Raw genomic sequence first — 21,229 nt, forward strand, 5'->3', positions numbered from 1 at the left:
CATCGGACTGAAGCGACGATGCGGACCGCCGGCCCGACATGCGTCGCACCACTCAAGGAGCACATCATGTTTGCCGCACTTTCCGAAAAACTGGGGTCATTGTTCTCGTCTTCTCACTACGACGAACGCGAAGAGTATCTGGCGTCATCGTCCGATCTCGTGGATCTCGAACGCCGCATGCGTCATCTCGACAGCGGTGGCTATCCGTTCAGTCTGCATTCGAGCGTCATGCCGCGCGACAACGAACTGTGAACGATCAACGGACATGGAGAACCAACATGCGTCACTATCAATGCGACAGTCCTGAAGCCGCTGCACGGGTCGTTGCGGCCTGCTTACTGTCGGACGGACACGTAGGAATGGACGAGATCGAAGCGCTCGATCGGCACGGCATCGAACAGCGATTGTCGTTGCGCCCGCGTCAGTTTCTGGACGTTGTGCAGACGCTGTGCGAAGACCTGACTTCTGCCGCCTACCTGAATTGGGGCGACGTGTGCAGGCTCGATCCCGTCATCGTCGTGCATCTCGCGGCCGACGTGCAGGATTGGAAAATGCGGCGTGACGTCATCTGGCTATGCAAGGAAGCCATTCATGCGGACCGGCATGTCTCTGAGGGAGAAGCCGGATTTCTTCGCATGCTGCGCGCTGCGTGGGAAGTGCCGGAGCACGCAGATTGGGCGCGTCCACGCGAGGTGATCAGACTCGTGCGGGCGCATCGCGAGTGAAATAACTGAAGGGCCAGCCGTGTCGCTTTCAAGTCGCCTGTTCTTTTGTTGTCACAGGCGGGAAAGCGACGCGCGCATCGGCCCGATCGACACCTTCACGAGGGCGTGGAGAATCAGGAAAGCCGCGCCGGACGCGGACACTGTGCACAGAAGACTCTCGACGAAGACATCGTCCGAAATGCACAACGCACGCGCCTGAAGTTCACACTGTGCTTCATACCAGACTTAAATCACCACGGAATCGTTTCCCCTTTCCAGCGCGTGAACGTCCCTGTGGGGCTGTCCGGACCCAGCATCGCAACGCGCACCACCTCGCGAGCGCCTTCCTCGACGGTCTCGGTTCCCGCATATCCGTTGAGGTTCGTCCTTGTAAAACCCGGAGAGACAGCATTGACCTTGATACCTTCCGGCTCAAGTTCGATGGCCATGGCGACCGTTAACGCGTTGAGTGCCGTCTTTGACGCCGGGTAGACTGGCCCGAAGATCGCGCGGTACGGGAAGGCCAGGTCCGAGTTCGTCGTCAACGACCCAACGCCACTCGACACGTTCACGATGCGAGAGCCCGGCGTCTTGCGCAAAAGTGGCAGCATTGCCTGGTACACAGCGAGCACGCCAAACACGTTGGTGTCCCACACTGCGCGCATTTCATCGAGAGCCACGTTGCTCGGGCGTGTCGTCTTTGCGTACTCCTCGACGGACTGACCGGGCTGCTTCTTCGTATTCGAAATGGCCGCGTTCAGAATGAGCACGTCAAGGCGGCCAAACTCGTTTCGGACGCGCTCCGCCGCAGAGGTGATCGAAGCCTGATCTGTCACGTCGAGTTGGAGCGCGACGCTGTCCAGCCCAACTTCCCTGGCCGCAGCTTCACCGCGTTCGAGGCTGCGCGACCCGACCAACACAGTCAAGCCGCGTGCGGCGAGCTCCTTCGCGATCTGAAGTCCGATTCCTTGATTAGCCCCGGTGACGAGAGCAACGGGTTTGTCGTGCATAGCAATCTCCTTATCGAAACAGGTTGTGGCGCGTAGAAGCCATGTTCAATCTGTGCCGCGCGCCTCAGCCAACCTCAGCCGCCCACGCTTTGGCATCAGCGCCGGCCGGGATGCGCATTGGGGATGACGGGTCCGTCGCCGCGTGCCACACAGCCTCGGCAACGTCCTGTGCCTGGGTGACGGGTGCAGAGGTGTCCTGGAACTGCGCGAAGACATCCCTGACGAGGCCAGCGTAGGCCTCGTTGTCGAGACCATGCATGTGGGCGTGGGCATTCTCAGCGAACCGGGTGTCGGGCGCACGGCCCGGCAGCACCAAATGTGCTCGCACGCCGAACTGCTCGAGCTCCATCGCCATCGACTCGGTAAATGCGTTAACTGCAGCCTTGCTCGCGCGATAAGCGGCGATCAGAGGCAGCGCCTTCAGCGTGACGCTCGACGTGACATTCACGACGACGCCGGCTTTACGCTGCCGAAACTGGGGCAGCACCGCCTGCGTCAATGCGATCGTACCGAAGGTGTTGGTCTCGAAAATTTCGCGCACCGTTGCAATCGGGACCAGTTCCGCCGGGGAAGCCGCGCCGAAGCCCGCGTTGTTGACGAGCACGTCGATGGGGCCGGCCGCCTCGACAGCCTGGCGGATGCTTTCCGGATCGGTGACGTCGAGCGCCAGCACGCGCAAGCGCTCTGAAGGCGGGAGCACGTCGGCGCGCGGCGTGCGCATCGTGGCGATGACTTGCCAGTCGCGGGCCAGAAAATAGCGGGCAATTTCGAGGCCAAATCCGGAAGAGCAGCCGGTGATCAGGACGGTTTTCATGGGAGTTCCTGTGTGAAGTGGTTTGCGTCTGTCCGTACGATAGACCGCCGCGACCGTACTCGCTACAATCGATAATCCGAATTTCATGTGCGAGAGTCCGGCAATGATCGATCCGTTGGCCGAAGTCGTGACGCTGCTGCAGCCAGGTGCCCGGTTTTCCAAACTGGTTCTGGGCGCGAGCCCCTGGCGCGTTAGCCGCTCGGATGCCGGTCAGTCGCTCTATTGCGTGATCCTCGAGGGCGCGTGCCGCATGGCGATCGATGGGCACGAGCCCATCGAACTCGTCTCGGGAGACTTCGTGCTGATTCCCGCGGCCCACGACGTCACGATGTCCAGCCTTGTGCCGCCACCACCGGGCGTTCAGATTCTGGATCCCATCGCGCTTGGCAACAATGAATTTAGAATTGGGGAGCCGGACGGCCCTGTCGATTCGCGAATGATGGTGGGCCACTGCAGCTTCGGTTCACCCGATGCATCCCTGCTGGTCTCGTTGCTACCGCAAATCGTGCATGTCCGCGGAGTAGAGCGGCTGGCCACCCTCGTGCAACTTGTACGAGATGAATCACGCGAGCAGCGGCCTGCGCGCGAGGTCGTGCTGTCACGACTGCTGGAAGTGCTGCTCATCGAGGCGCTGCGGTCCACAGCGGAAACAACGGCGTCGCCGGGCCTGGTTCGTGGGCTGTCCGATCACCGCCTTGCGGCTGCGATCCGAGGTATGCACGAACACCCGACGCGCGCATGGACGGTTGCTGAACTCGCGAAAGAGGCCGCACTGTCGCGCTCGACTTTTTTTGAACGCTTCAACCACGCCGTCGGCATGGCGCCCATGGAATATTTGCTCACGTGGCGCATGGCGCTCGCCAAGGGCCTGCTACGCCGCAATGAAGGCCGCGTCGCCGACGTAGCACTGCGAGTTGGCTACAGCTCCGCCAGCACCTTCAGCGTCGCCTTCACACGGCACGTCGGGCGGCCACCTTCACAATACGCGCGCGAGGAGCAGGTAGTCATCGAAGACACGTAAGTAAGGGGACGCCGCAATCGAATGGCACTTATTTATTCTTTACGTCGCCGCCGCGCTTTATCTGGACTCCGTATTATCCCCTTGTGCCGCAGCGCATTCAGGAACGAGTCCACTAAAACGATAAGTTCCCCCCTCAAGACCGGCGATGAAAGCTGCCCTTCCCGGGCCGCAGCATGTACGGCGCCCGCAAGTGCCGCGCCAAGAACCTGCGCGCTGACACCAACGTCATCCACTGTCTCCGCAGCGTTCGCCGCGGACAGCACTTCGTAGGTTTGCTTGCATTCCCGTCCGAAAAGATCGTGAGCGCTGCGCGAAACCTCGCCGCGCGGGCTCTCTTCGAGCAGAACCCGATGGGCCGCCGGATGCCGGCTATGCATCTCGATCATCCCGTCAACGAGTGCCCGCTGTGCCAACGGGGCGTATCGCGCGCATCATTGAGGGCATCAGATTCATACGGTCCCAACCGATCGTGCTGGGCGCCATCTCTCTCGACCTCTTTGCGGTCTTGCTTGGCGGTGCGGCAGCCCTGCTGCCGATCTACGCGCGCGATATCCTCAAGGTCGGACCGGCAGGTCTGGGGATGCTGCGTAGCGCGCCCGCGGCCGGCGCCTGCGTTGTCGCTTTCCTTCAGACTCGCTACCCCCTGAACAGGCGCGTCGGATCCAGACTGTTTGCGGCTGTCGCCGCCTTCGGGATCGCGACCGTCGTTTTCGCGCTTTCGAAGTCGTTCGTCGCGTCGCTAGCGGCGCTAGTCGTGATTGGCGCCAGTGACATGGTCAGTATCAACATTCGCTCGTCCATGGTCCAGCTGGCAACCCCTGACGCCATGCGCGGACGGGTCTCGGCAGTCAGTCTCGGCAGTCAACATGCTGTTCATCGGTGCTTCGGCCGAACTCGGCGCCTTCGAGTCGGGCGTTGCCGCTTCACTATTCGGGACGGTTGAAAGTGTCGTCTTAGGTGGCATTGGAACGCTATGTGTCGCGGCCGTATGGATGGCAGCATTTCCCTCGCTCAGGAAGGCCGATCATCTTCATCCGGGCTCACAAGCGTCCGAGGCTTGCTGCGAGCCCGCGGCAGACAGTCCAATCTAAGCGACGCGCAAGCCAGCAGACGCCGGCGTCCAGACTGTGTTGAAGCGTGCCGGCTTTGACACTTAATCAACAGACTGCCGGGCCGCCCTATATTAGAATGCGCCAAGGCTCCGTTTTCGCGGCCGCTTCAAGATCCGATTTAAGGTCCAATACCATCGCAGTTCCCCCGATCAAACTGCATCGGAATGCCGCATCATGGCAAAGTACATTAAAAATCCTGAGGAAGAACCGAATGTCAGCAAACAGTGAGCGACTTCTTTTAGTAGACGACGATCCGTTGACGATTCGGATCATGAGTCAAATGCTTGCGGCATACCCTGATCAACAATTCGCCACCTCGGGTGAAGCTGCCATTGTGCTTGCAAAGGAATCGCCCCCTGATCTCATTCTCCTCGATGCCGATATGCCGGGCATGACAGGATTCGACGCATGCGAAGTCCTTAAGGGCGACGCAAACCTGGCACACGTCCCGATCATTTTCGTGACAAGCCATGACGCCCCTGCGCTGGAAGTCGATGCGTTGAGACTGGGCGCCGCTGATTACGTCACGAAGCCGCTTGTTGCCGCACAACTCAAGGCCCGCGTGCGCGCTCAACTCCGCGTGAGGCAGATCGTGAATGATATCGATCGTGATTGTCGAGCGGGCAAGTTACGAACATGGGCGGTGACTCCGGCAAGGCCTAACGTGCTGATCATCGAAGATGATCTTTCCACTATCCAGCAAATGCGGCGAACGCTGGAAAGTATAGGCACCCTATATTTTGCGGCCTCCTGCGAAGAAGCATTGCAGCAAGCGCATAGCCACGCGCCGACGCTTATTCTTCTCGACGCACATACCGCGCAGAACGACGGGTTCGGGATTTTCGCGGCACTGAAAGCTGAGACAGTGCTCGAACATGTGCCTATTGTTTTTATCGCACCGGCAGCCGACATCGAGGCCGAACAGCACGCTCTCGATCTCGGCGCAGCGGATGTCATCGCTAAACCGTTCAAGGGTGTCGTCCTGCACGCCCGCATTCAAAGCATCGTCAATGCAGTGCGACGCATCGAAGCGGAAATTCACGCGATTGTTCAGTACTGGCAGACGGTGAACACCGATTCACCGCAGGCAATGGCAAGCGAACGAAAACATCCGTTGTAAAGGTAAAGGCCGAATTGCAGCCGTGTCATTTATCCGCGAGCAGCTCGTACCCGACTCACGGTATCGTCAACGTGCAGACTCGCGCACGGCCCGTGCGCTTTGCTTCATAGAGTTGTTGATCAGCGGCCTTCAACAACAATTCAGGCGTGACAGAGGGCGTCGGCACCATGGAAGCAACGCCCAGGGAAATGGTCACGACCTGATCGACGTCGGAGCCAAGATGCTCCACATGCAATTCGCTCACGCGCGTCAGCATTCTTTCCGCCATTGCGCTCGCTCCTGCGACTTCGGTCTTCGGCAAAAGACAAGCGAACTCTTCACCCCCGTATCTGGCCAACTTGTCATAGGGCCGTCGAAGCGCTTCGAATAGCGCCCTGGCGACAAGTTTCAGGCAATTGTCACCCGCTTGATGACCATAGCGATCGTTATAAAGCTTGAAATAATCGATATCGATCAGAATGAGCGAGAGGGGTGCACTCTCTCTCAGGCACTGGCGCCAGTCAGTCTGCACATCCTCGTCAAATTTGCGGCGGTTCGCCACCCCCGTCAACCCGTCAAGCAACGCGCTTGCGCGTAACAAATCACCCTGCAGCTTCAGCGTCAGGTGCGTGCGCACGCGCGCGCGCACAATGACCGGGTTAATGGGTTTCGTGATGAAGTCGACAGCACCTAAACCCAGGGCGATGACTTCATCGGCCTCCTGATTCTGCGAGGTCACGAAGATAATCGGAATGGCGCCGGTCAACGGGTCGGCCTTGAGACGGCGGCATACCTCGTGACCATCAATATCATCCATCACTACATCCAGCAGGATGAGATCGGGCAACTCAGCGCGGCAGATTTGTATGGTTTGCGTTCCGCTCGTTGCCATGAACACGTCACACTCGTCGCGAAACAGCTCGTATAGAACACGAATGTTCGTGGGCTGATCGTCGGCAATCAGGATCTTGGGACGGCGATTCGCATGAAGTAACCAGCTTTCCAGAATATGCTCCATTTGTCACGATCGCTCCAGCATGTCGCGTGCGCTGAGCGCCGCGACCGCGAAATTCAATTCCCGCACCTGCGTCAGGAACTCATCGAATTGGACCCGCTGTTCCGGACCCGTGTGAGCAACCAACGCCTCGGCAAGCGCGACGGCCTGCAAATTCGATGACTCAAGAAATGCCACTATTTTGTTCAGGCGCAGCTTCCATTCCGCTAGCGGCAATTCAACGTCGATTGCCGGCGCCTCGATTGTGTCACCTCCAAATTCGTGCGCCAATGCAGCAACGCTGTCTTGCAGCAAACTTCTCAGATCGGCAACGCCTTCCTCCGTGATGACAACCTTCGTTGCCGACACATCAGCGTGGCGCAAATCATATTCAAGCTGGCCGGCCCGCGCCGCAAGAGCACGCGCGCCCACCGTTCCCGCAGTCCCTTTAATTGCATGCAACACCGAGGCTGCGCCAAGCGGCTCGCCCCGTTCGATCTGCTGGCTAAGCAACATGAGTTGCTTTTCTGTCTGGGACCCAAAGTTATCCAGGACGCTGTTGATCAGCGCAATATTGCCACCAAACCGGGCAACAATTGAAGCTTTCAATTCGACGACTGGTTCGGCAATATCTTCCGCTCCGGACGGACCCTGATCGGATGCAAGCGCGGATGCGGATCCAGATTTGGATGCGGGCGCGACGGGGAATTTTCTTCCGTCGATTTGAGCGTGCAGCACCGACACCAGCCGCTCGACATCGATCGGCTTGCCCACATGATCATTCATGCCGGCATCGAGACACGCTTGCCGATCGGCGTTCGATGCATTGGCCGTCATCGCGATAATGGGTAGCGCGGCATAGCGAGGATTCGACCGGATGCGCCGGGTTGCTTCGAACCCGTCGATATCCGGCATCTGGATATCCATCAATACTGCATCGAACGGAATGCCTGCCGTCGTCGCCCTTCTCACGCCTTCGATCCCGCCCTCGGCCAGTTGTACCTGAGCGCCCTCCGCTCTTAGCACGCCCTCGGCAACCTGACGGTTCACGGCGTTGTCTTCAACCACGAGCAGATTGAGCCCGGCCAGGCGAGCAGCGGGTTTGGAGGCCGGCGCCTGAAGCTCAGGCTGCGGTGTACCCGCCGTGCTCAGCGCACGCAGTACAACGTCGCTCAGTTGCCTTGGCGTGATCGGTTTGGTCAGGAAGCCCGCGAACGGCGCCTCGCCACTATCGTGAGCCTCAGCCAGGACTTCGCGCCCGTATGCGGTGACCATGACGACTACGGGGAGAGGCAAGCCGTCTTTCGCGCCGCGAATGAGCCTTGCCGCGTTCAACCCATCCAGGTCCGGCATGCGCCAGTCCATGAGTACAACATCGTAAGGCTGCCCTTCGCGCACCGATTCGCTGATCTTCCTGACTGCGTCGATACCACCGCAAACAAAGTCCGCCTGCCATCCAAGCGTCGCGACCGTTCGGACCAGCAGCTCTGCTGCCATCTGATTGTCGTCGGCAACCAGCAAGCGTAAAGGCCGGTCGATCACAGGTGCAACAGCAGGAGCGTTCGCGCCATCGACGCCAAGCGTGATGTCGAACCAGAACCGGCTGCCCACGCCTACTTCGCTTTCGACCCGAAGGTCACCGCCCATTAATGCGACCAGCCGCTTGCAAATGACCAGTCCGAGGCCCGACCCGCCGAAACGCCGTGTTGTCGAAGTCTCAGCCTGAGTAAAGCCCTCGAAAATACGTCCGATCTGCTCGCTGCTGATGCCGATACCGCTATCCATCACCGCAATCCGCACGCGCACTGCTGCATCCACGCGTTGCAGCAACTCGACGCTGACAATGACTTGTCCGGTCAACGTGAACTTGAGTGCGTTGCCGGCCAGATTGATCAGGACCTGCTGCAGCCGAAGGCTATCGCCGATCAACGAATTGGGGAGCGCCGAATCCAGGTCGAACAAAACTTCGACGTTCTTGTCACCCTGATTGCCGGACAGGACCACGCCCAGGTCCTGCATCAACGGTTCGAGCTCGAACGGATGCACGTCGAGTTGCAGCTTGCCTGCGTCGATCTTCGAATAGTCAAGAATGTCGTTAAGCAGGCTAAGCAACGACTTCGCCGCTGTCTGCGCCTTGTTGACGTAATCGCGCTGACGCAGATTGAGATTGCTGAGCTGCACAAGATGCAGCATGCCCAATACTGCATTCATCGGAGTACGGATCTCATGGCTCATGTTCGCGAGGAACGACGACTTGGCAGCGCTCGCCGCGTCAGCCTGCTCCTTTGCCTCACGCAACCGTAGTTCCAGTTGATGCTGGTCGGTAATGTCGCGATTGATTCCTGTCATGACGGCCGGCGTGCCGTTCGCGTCCCGTTCGAGCCGGATGCGCGACTGGATGTAACGAATCTGCCCGCCTGGAAGCACGATTCGAAAGAGCGGAAGTTCGCCGCCATGCCCGTCGATCGCCGCGTTGAGCGACTTCATGGTGGCGTCGATATCCTCAGGATGCACGCGCGTGCGCCAGTGATCGAAGTTCAAACCGTGGCCGAGCAGCGTCTTCGGTTGCTCGTAGATATCGAACATGCGCGCGTTCCAGTGGAGCGCGTTGTCCACCAGGTTCCAGGACCAGATGCCAAGCTCTGCCGTCTGGGCTGCCAGCAACAACTGATCCCGCGCGGCGGCCAGCGCCGTGCGTTGTCCGTGCTGTTCAGTGAGATCCGTGATGACGCAGACGAAACACACCTCGCCGGCGACGACCATCGGGGCCGTGGAAACATGCGCCGGAAAGACCGAGCCGTCCTTGCGCAGTCCCGCCAGTTCCCGGCCACTGCCGGCGCCCGTCCTGCCTTGTTGAGCAAACTGTGCGATGTAGTTGTTATAGGCATCGACGAAGTTATCGGGAACGAGCGTCCTGATGTTCTGCCCGACCAGCTCATGCGATGCGTAGCCGAAGGTCTTTTCACCGGCCGGATTTAGCGAGCGCACAACACCGGCGCCGTTGATGGTGATGATCGGGTTAATGGCTGTATCAAGAATTGCCCGCGTCATATCGAGGCTTGCCTCGAGCCGCTCTTCCGCCGCCGTCCTGAGCCCGATGAGCCGGATGAGGCGCCAGCCAAAAAGCGCCAGCGCGATAACCAGCGCGCCTACGCCCGCCGAATGCCAAAGCGTGTCGGACCGCCAGCCCGCCAATATTTCCTGCTGCGATAATGCCGCAGCAACGAACAGCGGATAGTCCTGCAAGCTTCGAAAGCTATTGAGCCGTACAACGCCATCTTGTGACGACTTGGTCAGGAAGGTGCCTGTTTTGGCCTGTTCGTGGGCGTGGAAGAGAACCGTCGCGGAAACGTCCGCACCCTGAAAGCGGCTCTCGAACGGCCTGCGTACGACCATTCGCCCGTTATCGAGTATCAGCGCCGCGGCGCCGCCATGCCCAATATCCAGGCTGCTATAAAACCGCAAGAAGAAATCAATGTCGATTGTCGCCACTACCACGCCGGCGAAATTACCATCCGCATCAGCAATTCGCCGCGACACGGGAACGACCCACTTTCCAGTTGCACGGCTAAGCAGCGGCACACCAACGCGGGCACCGCGATCCGCGTGGCTCCGATGAAAGATAAAATAATCCCTGTCAGCGTTGTTATAGCTGCGCAATTTTCCGGGCTGTGCGCTCACGATCAGTTGACCGGTTCGATCAAAAACAAACAAGCCGTTGAGTTGCGGCAGCTCGACTAATCGGGACAAAAATAATTGGCGGAGCCGTTCCAGGGAAACCGGGTTGGTGCCGTCGTGTTCAACAAGCTCAGTGATGCCCATGAGCGCTATGTCAGACTCTTTGATCGTGTCGTTCGCGTGCTGCGCCATCGCGCGCGCGAGATTCGTCGTAGCCGAGGTCATTTCCTTCAACTGTACCTGCCGGGCAGCCAGGCTGCGCCAGATATCCGTGCCTACAAGCAACGCACAGACCACGACGATAAATGCAGTCATCCGGAACGCGAGCGAATGCTGTTTTGCCACTGGTCGACCTCAAAGGATGCAAGCTGTTTTAGAACTGGTATAGGACTTTACGGCATGAGCGGATGGCACTTGAGAAAATAGCCGGATCTTTTGAAATTATCAGCGCTAGCAGAGGCTCGAAAAGGGGCTCGCCGGGCGAGTACCCTCTGTGGACGTGGACGTGGACCAGCCGATGGTTTCCGCCTACGTTCGACACTTCAATACACGCCGAAACGTCTTCAACCGCAAATCACACATACTTTGGCATGCCGTCCGCCAACGTTTGTCGGACGTGTTTCACATGACGAGGAACCGCTATGAAAGAGACTTCGTTTCAAACCATCGAACCCAAGATCCTGTATTTCGGCACTCCCGTGGCGCTTGTAAGCTCGGTCAATGAAGATGGGTCAACCAACATTGCGCCAATATCGTCGTTCTGGGCACTCGGCTGGACAATGATGCTGGGCCTGCTCGATGAAACCAAGACCGCTGACAACCTGGCTCGCCATGCTGAGTGTGTTGTCAACGTGCCTTCCCCGCAACTTTGGCGGCAGGTCGAGAAGCTCGCGCCGCTTACGGGCAAGGATCCCGTACCGGAACTCAAGGCTAAACAGTTCAGTTTCGAAAAGAACAAGTTCGAAGCCGGTGACTTCACGTCGCTGCCTAGCGAGCTTGTCAGGCCGGCTCGCGTCGCTGAATGTCCGATGCAACTCGAAGCGCGCGTCCGTCATGTTCATCGCATGGGCGGCGAGAAACTAGAGGCACTCGGTGGTGGTGTTGCCGTGGAAGTGGAGATCGTCCGGCTGCACGCTGACGAAACGTTCGTGAAGGAAGGGAAATATATCGATGCGGAAAAGTGGTCGCCGCTGATTTACAACTTCCGTCACTACTTCCGGTTAGCGGAAGAGGAACTGGGTAAAACCTTCCGGGCTTAGTCCAGTCGCAGGCCTCCGCTGTCACGAGGGGCTGCATCGTGCATCAAGCATCGCGCTAGCGGACTCGGATGTCCGAAATGATCGGAATCCAAAACCATTTATCTTCATTTCCCTGAACCCTATTATTCCGATGTCGCTGGGCAAGATTGATCCGCTCAGCCTTACATTGGAGAATTCTCTTGAACAGCATCGCGACGCGAGCTACGGGCTCCGGCAAAATAAGGGTGGGCGTCATCGGCCTCGGCCATTGGTCGGAATATGGGCACCTTCCCTCGCTCAAACTATTGCCGGACTATGAACTAACCGCGGTGTACAGCCGCAGCCCGGAAAAGGCAGCGGCGCTGGTCGAGCGCCATGGATTCAAATACGCGGCAACCTCGCTGCAAGAGCTGGTGTCGCATCCGGAAGTTGATCTTGTACTCGTATTGACGCCCGCATTTCAGCACGAAGAGGGTATTCGCGCCGCCATCAAGGCCGGTAAGGACGTCTACTGCGAGTGGCCTCTGACGCCAAGCACGGCGTTGTCCAACGAGTTGCTCGCGTTGGCCGACAAGGCGGGTGTGCGCACCATCGTTGGCCTGCAACGGCGCCTCAATCCGGGCTACCGTCATGTGCGCGATTTACTGGAACAGGGCGAGATCGGCGAAATACGTTCGGTGCGCCTGCACGTGAGCGTCGAGTACTTCCAGCGTGAACGGCCTGCATCGCTTTACTACACGATCCCCGAAGAGAATTTCTCCAGCCTTCTGTCGATCTATGGCGGCCATTTCCTGGACGCCCTGTTCACGACAATGGTCGGCTATCCGCAGAGCCTGTCGGCGCTGACTGTCAATCAGTTCCAGGAAGTGACGCTGGTGGAAACCGGTGAAACGCTGCCCCACACCAGCGCGGACCAGGTCGTACTGGCCGGGACCTTCGCCAATGGCGCCGTGCTAACGGTCCATCTCGAGGCGGGGAAACGAAATAATTTCGGCGTACAGATTGATATCACCGGCAGCAAGGGCGACCTGAAGATCTCGAACAATACCAGCTTCGGCGATACCTACAACCGCATCGAAATAGCACGAGGTGATGCGCAGCCGCTCACCGAGGTGACTATTCCGGTGGAATATGAATGGGTGCCCCAAGGGAAACTCGGGGCGAGTGTTGTTGAATTGGCGAACCTGTACGCCGCCCATGCACGCGACGTAAAGACCGGCTCGACGCTTGCGCCCACTTTCGCAGACGCGATCCGCATGCATGAACTGATTGAACAAATCATGGAATCGAATCGTTCCGGAAAGCGCGTCCAGCTCTCTTTCACCACGCCCGGTTAAACCGCGTGGCTGGCTGAAGCATCAGGCATCGACGGCGAAGCGCCAAGCCTCGCCGTCGAAATTCGTTCTTCAAGCGCTCAAGCGCATGCGCAGCCGAAAGACAAAGTCCGATCGCGTCGACTCCATAACGGGCAGTCAACGCGATCGGACATGTTGCGGCCAGGTAAGTTTTGGCCGCGGGAATCAACCTCCAAACATCGCCTTCGCTTGTGTATTAAAGCTATTGACGAAATCGTGCTCGCCCGGCCCTACGTTAGCGCGCATCGGTTTGGCCGCTTCGACCAGAATCTCGTTCGCATCCGTGCCCAGGACCTTGATCGTCTCGTCGATGAACTGGTCGAGCGGCATCGCCATTTCGGCTTCCTCGCTGTTCATCAGTTCAGTACGCACCCAGGGTGGCGCGATCTCCAGCACGCGAACCGTCGTGTCCTGCAGCATGAAGCGTTGTGACAATGCATAGGAGTGCAGTGCAGCCTTCGTCGATGAGTAGACCGCTGTCACCGCCATTGGCACGAAGCCCAGGACGGACGTGGTGTAGGCCACCACGGCGTCGCTTCTCTTCTTGAGATGGTCGATCAGCGCGGATGTCATGCGGATCGGGCCTATCAGGTTGGTGCTCACGTGGGAGATCATCAGCGCGTCGTCGATCATTCCGTCGACTGCATCGGGTTGCATGACGCCCGCGTTATTGATCAGCACATTGAGCTCGGGATGATCGGCGACCAGCTTCGCTGCTACTCGTTCAATACTCGCGGGATCGGAGATGTCGAGTTCGACCGCCTCCATCCCGTGGTTAGCCGCGATTACCGCGTCGAGATGACTGCGCCGCCGGCCCGCAACGATGACCTTGTTACCAAGCTTGTGCAGCGCCTCGGCGAGGCCTCGGCCAATACCCGAGCCACCGCCGGTGATGAAGATGGTATTACCTGTGAGTTTCATTGAGAACGTCCTGGATTAGTCGAGTGATGGAGAGTTCAAGCGGTAAACCGTCATCGAACTCGGGGTAGGCCGCTGACCGGGTTGCCCTGGGTCGCTTCGGTTCGTGAAGCTAAAGATAGGCTTCCACCGCGCGCTGCGGTAGCCCTTGATTCCTGCTATGTTTTATGTATCGAATGCATCAATTCACGGTGATGTGACCCGTTACCATTCGTCGTGGAAGGCCGTTCGAACGTGTCTTGCACGCCGCAATCGAACGACCGATAACAGCGCAGGTAAGTCGTTTTCCGGTCGATCAAACGACGTTCTGGTTCAATTCCGCTCGGAGAAACCCGGGCTCCCGTTTCGACCCATCAAGGAGTGTGTGTTGCAGCGGATTGGTTTCGTGCTCCTGCCGGATTTCCAAGTGCTGTATTTCGCTGCCCTGTCAGTGTTCGAGTTCGCCAATATCAGTGCGGGAAAGCAGTTGTACGGTATTGAGCTGCTGTCAGAATCGGGTGGCATGGTGCGCAGTTCGCTCGGTACGATGACCGCGACCATGCCCTTCGGCGATCCGACCTTTGACACATTGCTGGTCAGCGGCGGAACTGCAAGCGTGACTGCATCGCCCGCCGTCGTGGATTTCGTGCAGCGTGGATATCGTGCATCGCGTCGGGTGGCATCCATCTGCACCGGTGCGTTCGTTTTGGCACAAGCCGGCATTCTCGATGGCAAGCGTGTGACCACTCATTGGATCGCCGCGAGCGAGCTCAAAGAGCGCTTTCCCCTGGTCAAGATGCAGCCCGATCGCATCTTCATCATCGATGGATCAATATGGACGTCGGCCGGCATGACGGCTTGTATCGACCTGGCGCTTGCCATGGTCGAACAGGATTACGGTGCAGACCTCGCTCGGTCGATCGCGCAAAAGCTGGTTGTCAATCACCGTCGCGGAGGTGGTCGGTCGCAGCACTCCGAGTTGCTCAAGATGGACGCCAAGTCTGACCAAATCCAGACCGCACTCGACTATGCGCGTCGAAACCTGAAGTCTCAGCTTTCGGTTCAAGAACTTGCCGATGCGGCATGTTTGAGCCTGCGTCAGTTCAGCCGGGCGTTTCGCGCAGAGACAGGTCAGTCGCCCGCTTTACTGTCGCCACATCATCTGCAAGCGACGTCAGCGAAAGCGAAACGGCAGACCCCGTGAGACCGGCGGCGTCAATGAGCGGCAGGACTTTCTCCCAAGCCGACGAATTGGCCCAGGCGCCATGAACAAAAAGAATATTCGATACCTTCGCCATGATTGTTGTCCTTGTCATGCGACTGCTGTCGCGGTGTATGTTGGAATGACGAAGGACTATTTTCGGTTTGGCGGTCATCAGCGTGAGGTCGAAGATCCCACCTTTTCGGCCATTGTTAGTCCGCCGCCAGAAGAATGACCTCGTTTCACAAATAATTTGGCTGTGCCGCAAGGTCAATTTTCGAGCACTTCCTTGAGCGTCGCGCGGCTGGTATTGAACGTCATCATCACGACCACGCTGAGCGCGGCGAGCAAGCCGCCAAAGCGCATCGTCGCTGCCATGCCCAGGTGGTCCACCACCGCACCACCGCCGAGCGAACCGAGCGCAATCGCAATCTGCACGGTACTGACGAACATCGACGAACCGGCTTCCGGGCGATCAGGCGAGCTCAGTTGCATCCAGACGCTCAAGCAAAGCGGAATCGCACCGTACGCAAGTCCCCACAACGCCACGATCGCAATCACGCCTGCACGGGAAGCCTGCAGCATCGGCAATGCGAACAGGGCGATCACCACGAGCGTGCCAAACACGAGCAACGAGCGCTTCAGATGGCGCGTCACGATGGCCGAAACCGCGAAGTTCGCGACGAAGCCGACCACCCCGAAGCCGAGCAGAACCGCGGTAATCCATGAAGCGCCGAACGATGCATTGCGTTCAAGGAACGGCGCGATATACGTATAGGCCGCGAAATGGGCGCCGAACAGAAGGCCGACCATCAATAAACTGCGGCGCACGTTCGAGCGCGACAGCATTGCCAGGAAGTCGTCCGTGCGCATCGCGGCCTTCGGCGCGAGCGAAGGCAAGAACACGGCCTGCGCTGCCAACGCGACAGCGGCAAGAATTGCGGTAGCAACAAACGACATGCGCCACGACGTCAGGTTCGCAATCAACGTGCCGAGCGGCACGCCGATCACGGTCGCCAGCGTGATGCCCATGAAAATCGTTGCGCTTGCCCGGGCAGCCTGCTCCTCGCGGACCAGTTGCCCGGATGCGCCAAGGGCGACGGTCCAGAAACCGCCAAGGCTGGCGCCCAGCAATGCACGACCGATGAGCATCACCGCGAAGCTTGGCGCAATGGCGGAAATCAGGTTCGATGCGAGCAACAGAACGGCCAGCGTCAGCAGGATCAGGCGCCGGTTGATGCGACCTGCTGCGAGCAGCAGGACAGGTGCCGAGATCGCGGCGATGATCCCTGGCGTAGTCACCATGAGCCCGGCGGTGCCAGGCGTGACCCCAAGGTCCTGCGCGATCTGCGGCAACAGTCCGACGGGCATGTATTCCGTCGCGACGAAAGCGAACGAACCTACTGCCACCGACAAGACCGCAAGCCACGACGGGCCGCGCGATGCAGGTTCAATGACGGGCAGTGGCGCGGTAGATAACGCGCTATCGCCTGGGAGCGATGGGCCCCCGAGGGGGCTGATAAGTTGCTGGGCATCCATTTGATGTTCTCCGGTTCGGCTAAAAGCGACGTGTCGGCGTCTGGTTGCACGGTAGGTGCACGACTGCCGATCACTACTGCTTGCTGAAGCGAAGGATAGGAGCTTCGATGGGGAATGTGTCTCCCCATGAGCGCGACGCGCGGGCAACGGGATATGATCGAGGCGCTTTGCGCCTATATGACGCTTGCAGTTAAACGCAAACGCGTATGAGCAAAGGCTGCCTGCCGGATGCCTCCGGTCCACGTGCGCTTATCCGGAATCTGCTTGAGAGGACATCGACTTGGCTCCAGGAAACTTCAACGATATCGCGACGTTCGTCTCTGTGGTCAGGGCCGGCAGCTTTACGTCAGCCGCACAGCAACTCGGCATCACGCGCTCCGCAGTGGGCAAGATCATTGCGCGCCTGGAGACTCGCCTGCAGGTTCGCCTTCTGCACCGCACCCCGCAAAGCCTGGGTCTCACGGATGACGGAGAGGTGTACTTCGCGCGTTGCGCACAAATTCTGGAAGATCTCGAAGAGACCGAAACGGCGATGGCGGTACGGAGTGCAACGCCGACAGGAACGCTGCGCATCAGCGTGCCGATCGGGCTGGGCCACCGGCACGTGCTACCCGTCATTGAATCGTTTCTCGAGAGCTGGCCCGCGGTGACGGCCGAGGTCAGCTTCACGGACAAATTTGTCGACCTGGTTGACGAGGGATTCGATATCGCGGTCCGGGTCGGCGAGCCCAAGCCGGACTCCCGCCTGATCGCGCGCGTAGTAGCAACACAAAAGCTGGTGACCTGCGCTTCGCCGGATTACCTGGCAAAGCGAGGCGTGCCAGCCACGCCGTCCGACCTTGTGGATCATGAATGCCTTCACTTCGTGAGCGCCGGACGCCCTCAACCCTGGTCGTTTGCCGGTACCGGGCAAGAGCCCGTGAACTCGACCGGCCGGTTAAGAATGGACAGTGCCGAAGCGCTCGTGAACGCAGCGGTCAATGGCGCCGGCATCGTGAGCATGCCCTCCTACCTGCTCGCGACTGACATCGCGCAAGGACGACTGCAGACCATCCTGCAGGCGTTTGAGGTCGAAGCGCTGCCCATTCGGGCGATCTATCCAACCCGACGACATCTCGCGCCCAAAGTTCGCCGCTTTATCGATTGTTTGTTTGATGCCTGGCAACCGTTGCCGCCCTGGGAACGTGGACTCGAATAGGACCTCCGGCAATGCGGCGGTCGGTCGACAGTATGGTTCCTCTTGCGAAAGACCCAAAGTAGCGCTCTCCCGTGGCTCGATCTCGATTGTCAGTCCTGCAGTTTCCATTTTCCGTCGACAATTTCAACCATCACGCGTGCGCGATGATCAAGGCCGTTGTGATCGTCCACCGTGGTATTCATCACGCCATGGGACACCGGAAGATCCTTCATGTTTTCGAGCGCCGCACGCAGCGCTTCACGAAAGGCTGGCGTTCCCGGTTGTGCCTTCTTCAACGCTTCTGGAATCGCCCGTTGCAACATCTGGCCGGCGTCCCATGCATGACCGCCGAAGGTGGCTACTGAGCCGGTGCCATAGGCCGTTTCATACGCCGTCTTATACGCAAGCGATGACCTCTTCACCGGATTTTAATCCGGCAACTGGTCCGCAACAAGAATCGGACCGGCAGGCAGAAGCTCTCCTTCGCAATCCTTACCACATACGCGCAAGAAGTCGTTATTCGCGACGCCATGCGTTTGATAAATCTTGCCCGTGTACTTGCGCTCTTTCAGTGTTCTGGCCGGCAGCGCCGATGGCGTGCCAGCGCCCGCAATCAGCACAGCATCGGGATTCGCGGCCATCGTCTTCAACACCTGGCCGGTTACCGACGAATCGGTGCGGCTATAGCGCTCGTTGGTAACCACTTTTAGATGATGCGCCGCGGCGGCGGCGGTGAACACCGAGTACCAGCCGTCGCCATACGCGTCCGCGAAACCGATGTATCCGACAGTCTTCACGCCGTGCGCTTCCATATAACTGGCGATCGCGTCTGCCATCAGGTTGTCGTTCTGCGGTGTCTTGAACACCCAGGCGCGTTTCGCGTCCATCGGCGAGATGATCGCAGCCGACGCCGCGAGCGAGATCATCGGTGTACGGCCTTGCGACACGGAATCGATCATCGCAAGCGAATTCGGCGTGACCGTCGAACCAAGTCTCCAGATAGATACCGCATTTATCGCTGCCATCGGCGGCAAGTCGCGCCCCTTGCTTTCGTCGGCACGAGCAGGGTCGCTGCGCGGCAACGAGCAGTAGATGGGTATCTGAATAGGGAGACCATTCACCAGACGACGCGACGGCAGTTAATTAATAAACCGTCCGGTCGTTCAGTCAATGATCGAGAGACTAGAGATGTTCCGATTGCCTGCCAAGCCGGTGTTAACCCTCTTCGTCCCGCCGCGGCGGGAGGGACTTTGTTAGCTGGCTAGGCACTAAAACTGCTGCCTTCGCAACCGGTTCACACAGCGATACAACGACCCGACAACCTCTAATTTTTCCGCCTTCGGAGTAAGACCATGCATTGGATTGACCCAAATTGCTTGCAAGAAACGCGCGGTACCGTGACCCAGTTTCTACTGAACCCGCACGGAGAACTTGACGGCTTTGTCCTCGGCAAAAACAAGCAGGTGCATTTTCCGCCGCATATGTCCAGGCAGGTCGCCAGACACTTCAGTATCGGCGACCAGGTAAAAGTGCGCGGTGTGAAACCTCGTTCAGCCGACATCATCGCGGCAGTTCTGCTGATCTCGAGTGCCGGTGTCGCGATTCTCGACGAGGGTCCGCATCACGTTGGCGGTAAGCACGAGAAGCCTCATGCTGAAAGACGGCCGATGGAAGTCATGGGGGAGGTCAAGCTCTCCCTGTACGGCCCAAAAGGTGAACTGCGCGGCGCACTTCTCACCGACGGAACGTCCATTCGCATGCCTCCTCATGCCGCGGCTGAGCTTGTCGGTTACCTCAAGCCTGGCGCGCACATTCAGGTCTGGGGTCACGGCGTGAAGAACAAATATGGTCATACCGTGGAGGCCGATGACATCGCTGAATTGGTCGATGCGGACAGTGTCGAGGCGGCATAGCAAGGCGGATGAAGCCCATTCCTCCTTTTCCCGTGGAGTGCTAAATGACACGAGAGAAAGTGTGGTGTTCGGTGAGCAACCGCGCCACGAGCGATGACCTGCTTGATGGGAGAAAACGGTGAGCGCTCGCCCACGCGAACAACCGGCTGGCGTCGAACCCGAAAAGTCACCTTCGGGTCAAAGCCTGCGTGGCCTGGACAGTCTGAATTTTCTGATGGCTGACGTACGCGACGGCTTGGGTCCGTTTTTGTCGGTCTATCTCAAGGGCACTCAGCATTGGGGCTCGGGCAATATCGGCCTTGTCATGGCGGCCAGTGGCATCGCCGCGGCCCTGTGCCAAATCCCTGCCGGCTTGTTAGTTGATGCGGTTCGTGCGAAACGCCTGCTCATCACGATTTCGGGTTTACTGGTTGCTGCCGGATGCCTGATCATCGCGTTTTTCCCGAAGTTACCCACGGTGCTGGCGGCGCAAATCACGCTAGGCGCGGCATCGGCCATCATTCCACCCTGCCTCGCCGCGCTGAGTCTCGGTATCGTAGGCCACCGTTTGCTGCCCGCCCGAATAAGCCGCAACGAAAGCTTCAATCACGCTGGCAATTTCATGGCAGCGGTACTGGCCGGCGCCCTCGGTCAGTATGTTGGGGTCATCTGGCTGTTCTATCTAATCTGCGGATTCGCGGTTGTCAGCGCAGTCGTGGTTCTGTTGATAAAGCCCAAGGAAATTGATCACGAACTGGCGCGTGGCGCGGAGACCCCTGATGCCGACGGAAAGCCTCACCCAATAGCTTTCTCCGAGCTTTGGAAGAAGCGAGACCTTAAGGTATTCATCATCTCTGTCGTTCTTTTCCACTTCGGAAACGCGGCGATGCTGCCGCTTGCAGGGCAAGTCATCGCCAGGGTTCACCCGGGCATGGATGTCATTGCATTGAGCGCATGCGTTATTGCTGCACAGTTAGTGATGGTCGGGGTTGCCGCGGTAGTCGGGCGGGCAATGCGCGGCGGCATTGGGCGAAAGAAGATTTTCCTGGTCGCGCTCGCGGTGCTGCCTGTCCGAGGCGTCCTCTTTTCCATGACCAGCAGCCCTTATGCTGTCGTCGCCATTCAGTTGCTTGATGGCGTGGCGGCGGGCATCTTTGGTGTCGTCGCTGTCGTCATTGCATCAGACTTAATGCGAGGGACGGGTCGCTTCAATCTTGCGCAAGGATTGATGGCGTTGGCCGTGGGAGTGGGCGCGGCGCTAAGCAATGTCACAGGAGGGTACATCGTCGAGAAATTCGGCTTCACCGCAGGGTTTCTCACTTTGTCTGCCGTTAGTGGGCTCGCTTTACTATTCTTCGCCGTGTTTATGCCTGAAACCGCACCTCATGAGGACAGTAACGTAGCCCAGGACGGTCGTCACGAATCTCTCCGATTAGGGCTAATTGACGCGGACGGGTCGAGTTGATCGCAATCACGACCTCAGCAACCCCTTCAGGTT

Annotated in this window: 17 protein-coding genes and 2 pseudogenes; 11 read left to right on the forward strand and 8 right to left on the reverse strand. The window is 58.8% G+C overall.

Annotated features, from left to right (window positions below; translation table 11 throughout):
• Both JWR14_RS14715 and JWR14_RS14720 read left to right on the forward strand, forming a co-directional pair.
• Positions 1-252 (forward strand): DUF3563 family protein (locus JWR14_RS14715; RefSeq protein WP_299707904.1); only part of this gene is annotated, 252 nt, incomplete at its 5' end.
• 26 nt (positions 253-278) lie between these two features.
• Entirely contained in the window at positions 279-725 is a 447-nt protein-coding gene (locus JWR14_RS14720) for a TerB family tellurite resistance protein (protein WP_299707906.1), read from the forward strand.
• A gap of 230 nt (positions 726-955) precedes the next feature.
• On the opposite strand, the gene JWR14_RS14725 is transcribed toward JWR14_RS14720, so the two are convergent.
• Together JWR14_RS14725 and JWR14_RS14730 are read right to left on the reverse strand one after the other, a co-directional pair.
• Positions 956-1,714, reverse strand: a complete 759-nt coding sequence (locus tag JWR14_RS14725) for an SDR family oxidoreductase (protein ID WP_299707908.1) — start codon at positions 1,712-1,714, stop codon at positions 956-958.
• Positions 1,715-1,778: 64 nt separating this feature from the next.
• Positions 1,779-2,528, reverse strand: coding sequence for an SDR family oxidoreductase (locus JWR14_RS14730; protein WP_299707910.1), 750 nt, complete (start codon positions 2,526-2,528; stop codon positions 1,779-1,781).
• 103 nt (positions 2,529-2,631) lie between these two features.
• On the opposite strand from JWR14_RS14730, the gene JWR14_RS14735 reads away from it, so the two are divergent.
• Positions 2,632-3,549: an AraC family transcriptional regulator gene (locus JWR14_RS14735; RefSeq protein ID WP_299707912.1), complete on the forward strand. Its 918-nt coding sequence runs from the start codon at positions 2,632-2,634 to the stop codon at positions 3,547-3,549.
• Between the two features lie 32 nt (positions 3,550-3,581).
• Here JWR14_RS14735 and JWR14_RS38555 read toward each other — a convergent pair whose 3' ends face one another.
• A complete protein-coding gene (locus JWR14_RS38555) occupies positions 3,582-3,935 on the reverse strand; it encodes a hypothetical protein (protein ID WP_366144542.1) in 354 nt (117 codons plus the stop codon).
• A 53-nt stretch (positions 3,936-3,988) separates the two neighbouring features.
• Here JWR14_RS38555 and JWR14_RS14740 point away from each other — a divergent pair.
• Both JWR14_RS14740 and JWR14_RS14745 read left to right on the forward strand, forming a co-directional pair.
• Positions 3,989-4,640: pseudogene (locus JWR14_RS14740) on the forward strand (MFS transporter); the annotation flags it as partial.
• Positions 4,641-4,695: 55 nt separating this feature from the next.
• The gene (locus JWR14_RS14745) at positions 4,696-5,781 is read left to right on the forward strand and encodes a response regulator (RefSeq protein ID WP_299707914.1); all 1,086 of its coding nucleotides are present in this window, start codon (positions 4,696-4,698) and stop codon (positions 5,779-5,781) included.
• 55 nt (positions 5,782-5,836) lie between these two features.
• Here JWR14_RS14745 and JWR14_RS14750 read toward each other — a convergent pair whose 3' ends face one another.
• Together JWR14_RS14750 and JWR14_RS14755 are read right to left on the reverse strand one after the other, a co-directional pair.
• Positions 5,837-6,778, reverse strand: a complete 942-nt coding sequence (locus JWR14_RS14750; RefSeq protein ID WP_299707916.1) for a diguanylate cyclase — start codon at positions 6,776-6,778, stop codon at positions 5,837-5,839.
• Between the two features lie 3 nt (positions 6,779-6,781).
• Positions 6,782-10,747, reverse strand: coding sequence for a response regulator (locus tag JWR14_RS14755; protein WP_299707920.1), 3,966 nt, complete (start codon positions 10,745-10,747; stop codon positions 6,782-6,784).
• A 326-nt stretch (positions 10,748-11,073) separates the two neighbouring features.
• On the opposite strand from JWR14_RS14755, the gene JWR14_RS14760 reads away from it, so the two are divergent.
• Both JWR14_RS14760 and JWR14_RS14765 read left to right on the forward strand, forming a co-directional pair.
• On the forward strand, positions 11,074-11,691 hold the full coding sequence (locus tag JWR14_RS14760; RefSeq protein WP_299707922.1) for a flavin reductase family protein: 618 nt from the start codon (positions 11,074-11,076) through the stop codon (positions 11,689-11,691).
• A 179-nt stretch (positions 11,692-11,870) separates the two neighbouring features.
• Entirely contained in the window at positions 11,871-13,007 is a 1,137-nt protein-coding gene (locus JWR14_RS14765; protein WP_299707924.1) for a Gfo/Idh/MocA family oxidoreductase, read from the forward strand.
• Between the two features lie 183 nt (positions 13,008-13,190).
• Here the strand turns inward: JWR14_RS14765 and JWR14_RS14770 are convergent, their stop codons facing one another.
• Complete coding sequence (locus JWR14_RS14770; protein ID WP_299707926.1) at positions 13,191-13,946, reverse strand: SDR family NAD(P)-dependent oxidoreductase; 756 nt, start codon at positions 13,944-13,946, stop codon at positions 13,191-13,193.
• A gap of 361 nt (positions 13,947-14,307) precedes the next feature.
• Between JWR14_RS14770 and JWR14_RS14775 the strand changes: the two genes are divergently transcribed.
• Positions 14,308-15,126: a DJ-1/PfpI family protein gene (locus tag JWR14_RS14775; protein WP_299707928.1), complete on the forward strand. Its 819-nt coding sequence runs from the start codon at positions 14,308-14,310 to the stop codon at positions 15,124-15,126.
• Positions 15,127-15,393: 267 nt separating this feature from the next.
• Here the strand turns inward: JWR14_RS14775 and JWR14_RS14780 are convergent, their stop codons facing one another.
• On the reverse strand, positions 15,394-16,662 hold the full coding sequence (locus JWR14_RS14780) for an MFS transporter (protein ID WP_299707931.1): 1,269 nt from the start codon (positions 16,660-16,662) through the stop codon (positions 15,394-15,396).
• Positions 16,663-16,942: 280 nt separating this feature from the next.
• Between JWR14_RS14780 and JWR14_RS14785 the strand changes: the two genes are divergently transcribed.
• Complete coding sequence (locus JWR14_RS14785; RefSeq protein WP_299707933.1) at positions 16,943-17,860, forward strand: LysR family transcriptional regulator; 918 nt, start codon at positions 16,943-16,945, stop codon at positions 17,858-17,860.
• 89 nt (positions 17,861-17,949) lie between these two features.
• On the opposite strand, the pseudogene JWR14_RS14790 reads toward JWR14_RS14785, so the two are convergent.
• Positions 17,950-18,855 (reverse strand): annotated as a pseudogene (locus JWR14_RS14790) (ABC transporter substrate-binding protein); the annotation flags it as partial.
• A gap of 336 nt (positions 18,856-19,191) precedes the next feature.
• Here JWR14_RS14790 and JWR14_RS14795 point away from each other — a divergent pair.
• The gene (locus JWR14_RS14795; protein ID WP_299707936.1) at positions 19,192-19,752 is read left to right on the forward strand and encodes a hypothetical protein; all 561 of its coding nucleotides are present in this window, start codon (positions 19,192-19,194) and stop codon (positions 19,750-19,752) included.
• A gap of 118 nt (positions 19,753-19,870) precedes the next feature.
• The gene (locus JWR14_RS14800) at positions 19,871-21,196 is read left to right on the forward strand and encodes an MFS transporter (RefSeq protein ID WP_299707938.1); all 1,326 of its coding nucleotides are present in this window, start codon (positions 19,871-19,873) and stop codon (positions 21,194-21,196) included.
• The last annotated feature ends 33 nt before the right edge of the window (positions 21,197-21,229 follow it).

Origin of the sequence: Caballeronia sp. (assembly GCF_028292365.1) — a bacterium.
In the GTDB taxonomy this organism is placed as follows: domain Bacteria; phylum Pseudomonadota; class Gammaproteobacteria; order Burkholderiales; family Burkholderiaceae; genus Caballeronia.

What these genes read in the sequence shown, in the direction of transcription:
- JWR14_RS14725 (WP_299707908.1), bottom strand. Translation starts at nt 1,714, where the DNA reads ATGCACGACAAACCCGTTGCTCTCGTCACCGGGGCTAATCAAGGAATC.
- JWR14_RS14760 (WP_299707922.1), top strand. Translation starts at nt 11,074, where the DNA reads ATGAAAGAGACTTCGTTTCAAACCATCGAACCCAAGATCCTGTATTTC.
- JWR14_RS14795 (WP_299707936.1), top strand. Translation starts at nt 19,192, where the DNA reads ATGCATTGGATTGACCCAAATTGCTTGCAAGAAACGCGCGGTACCGTG.
- JWR14_RS14755 (WP_299707920.1), bottom strand. Translation starts at nt 10,747, where the DNA reads ATGACTGCATTTATCGTCGTGGTCTGTGCGTTGCTTGTAGGCACGGAT.
- JWR14_RS14750 (WP_299707916.1), bottom strand. Translation starts at nt 6,778, where the DNA reads ATGGAGCATATTCTGGAAAGCTGGTTACTTCATGCGAATCGCCGTCCC.
- JWR14_RS14735 (WP_299707912.1), top strand. Translation starts at nt 2,632, where the DNA reads ATGATCGATCCGTTGGCCGAAGTCGTGACGCTGCTGCAGCCAGGTGCC.
- JWR14_RS14730 (WP_299707910.1), bottom strand. Translation starts at nt 2,528, where the DNA reads ATGAAAACCGTCCTGATCACCGGCTGCTCTTCCGGATTTGGCCTCGAA.
- JWR14_RS14780 (WP_299707931.1), bottom strand. Translation starts at nt 16,662, where the DNA reads ATGGATGCCCAGCAACTTATCAGCCCCCTCGGGGGCCCATCGCTCCCA.
- JWR14_RS38555 (WP_366144542.1), bottom strand. Translation starts at nt 3,935, where the DNA reads ATGATCGAGATGCATAGCCGGCATCCGGCGGCCCATCGGGTTCTGCTC.
- JWR14_RS14720 (WP_299707906.1), top strand. Translation starts at nt 279, where the DNA reads ATGCGTCACTATCAATGCGACAGTCCTGAAGCCGCTGCACGGGTCGTT.
- JWR14_RS14770 (WP_299707926.1), bottom strand. Translation starts at nt 13,946, where the DNA reads ATGAAACTCACAGGTAATACCATCTTCATCACCGGCGGTGGCTCGGGT.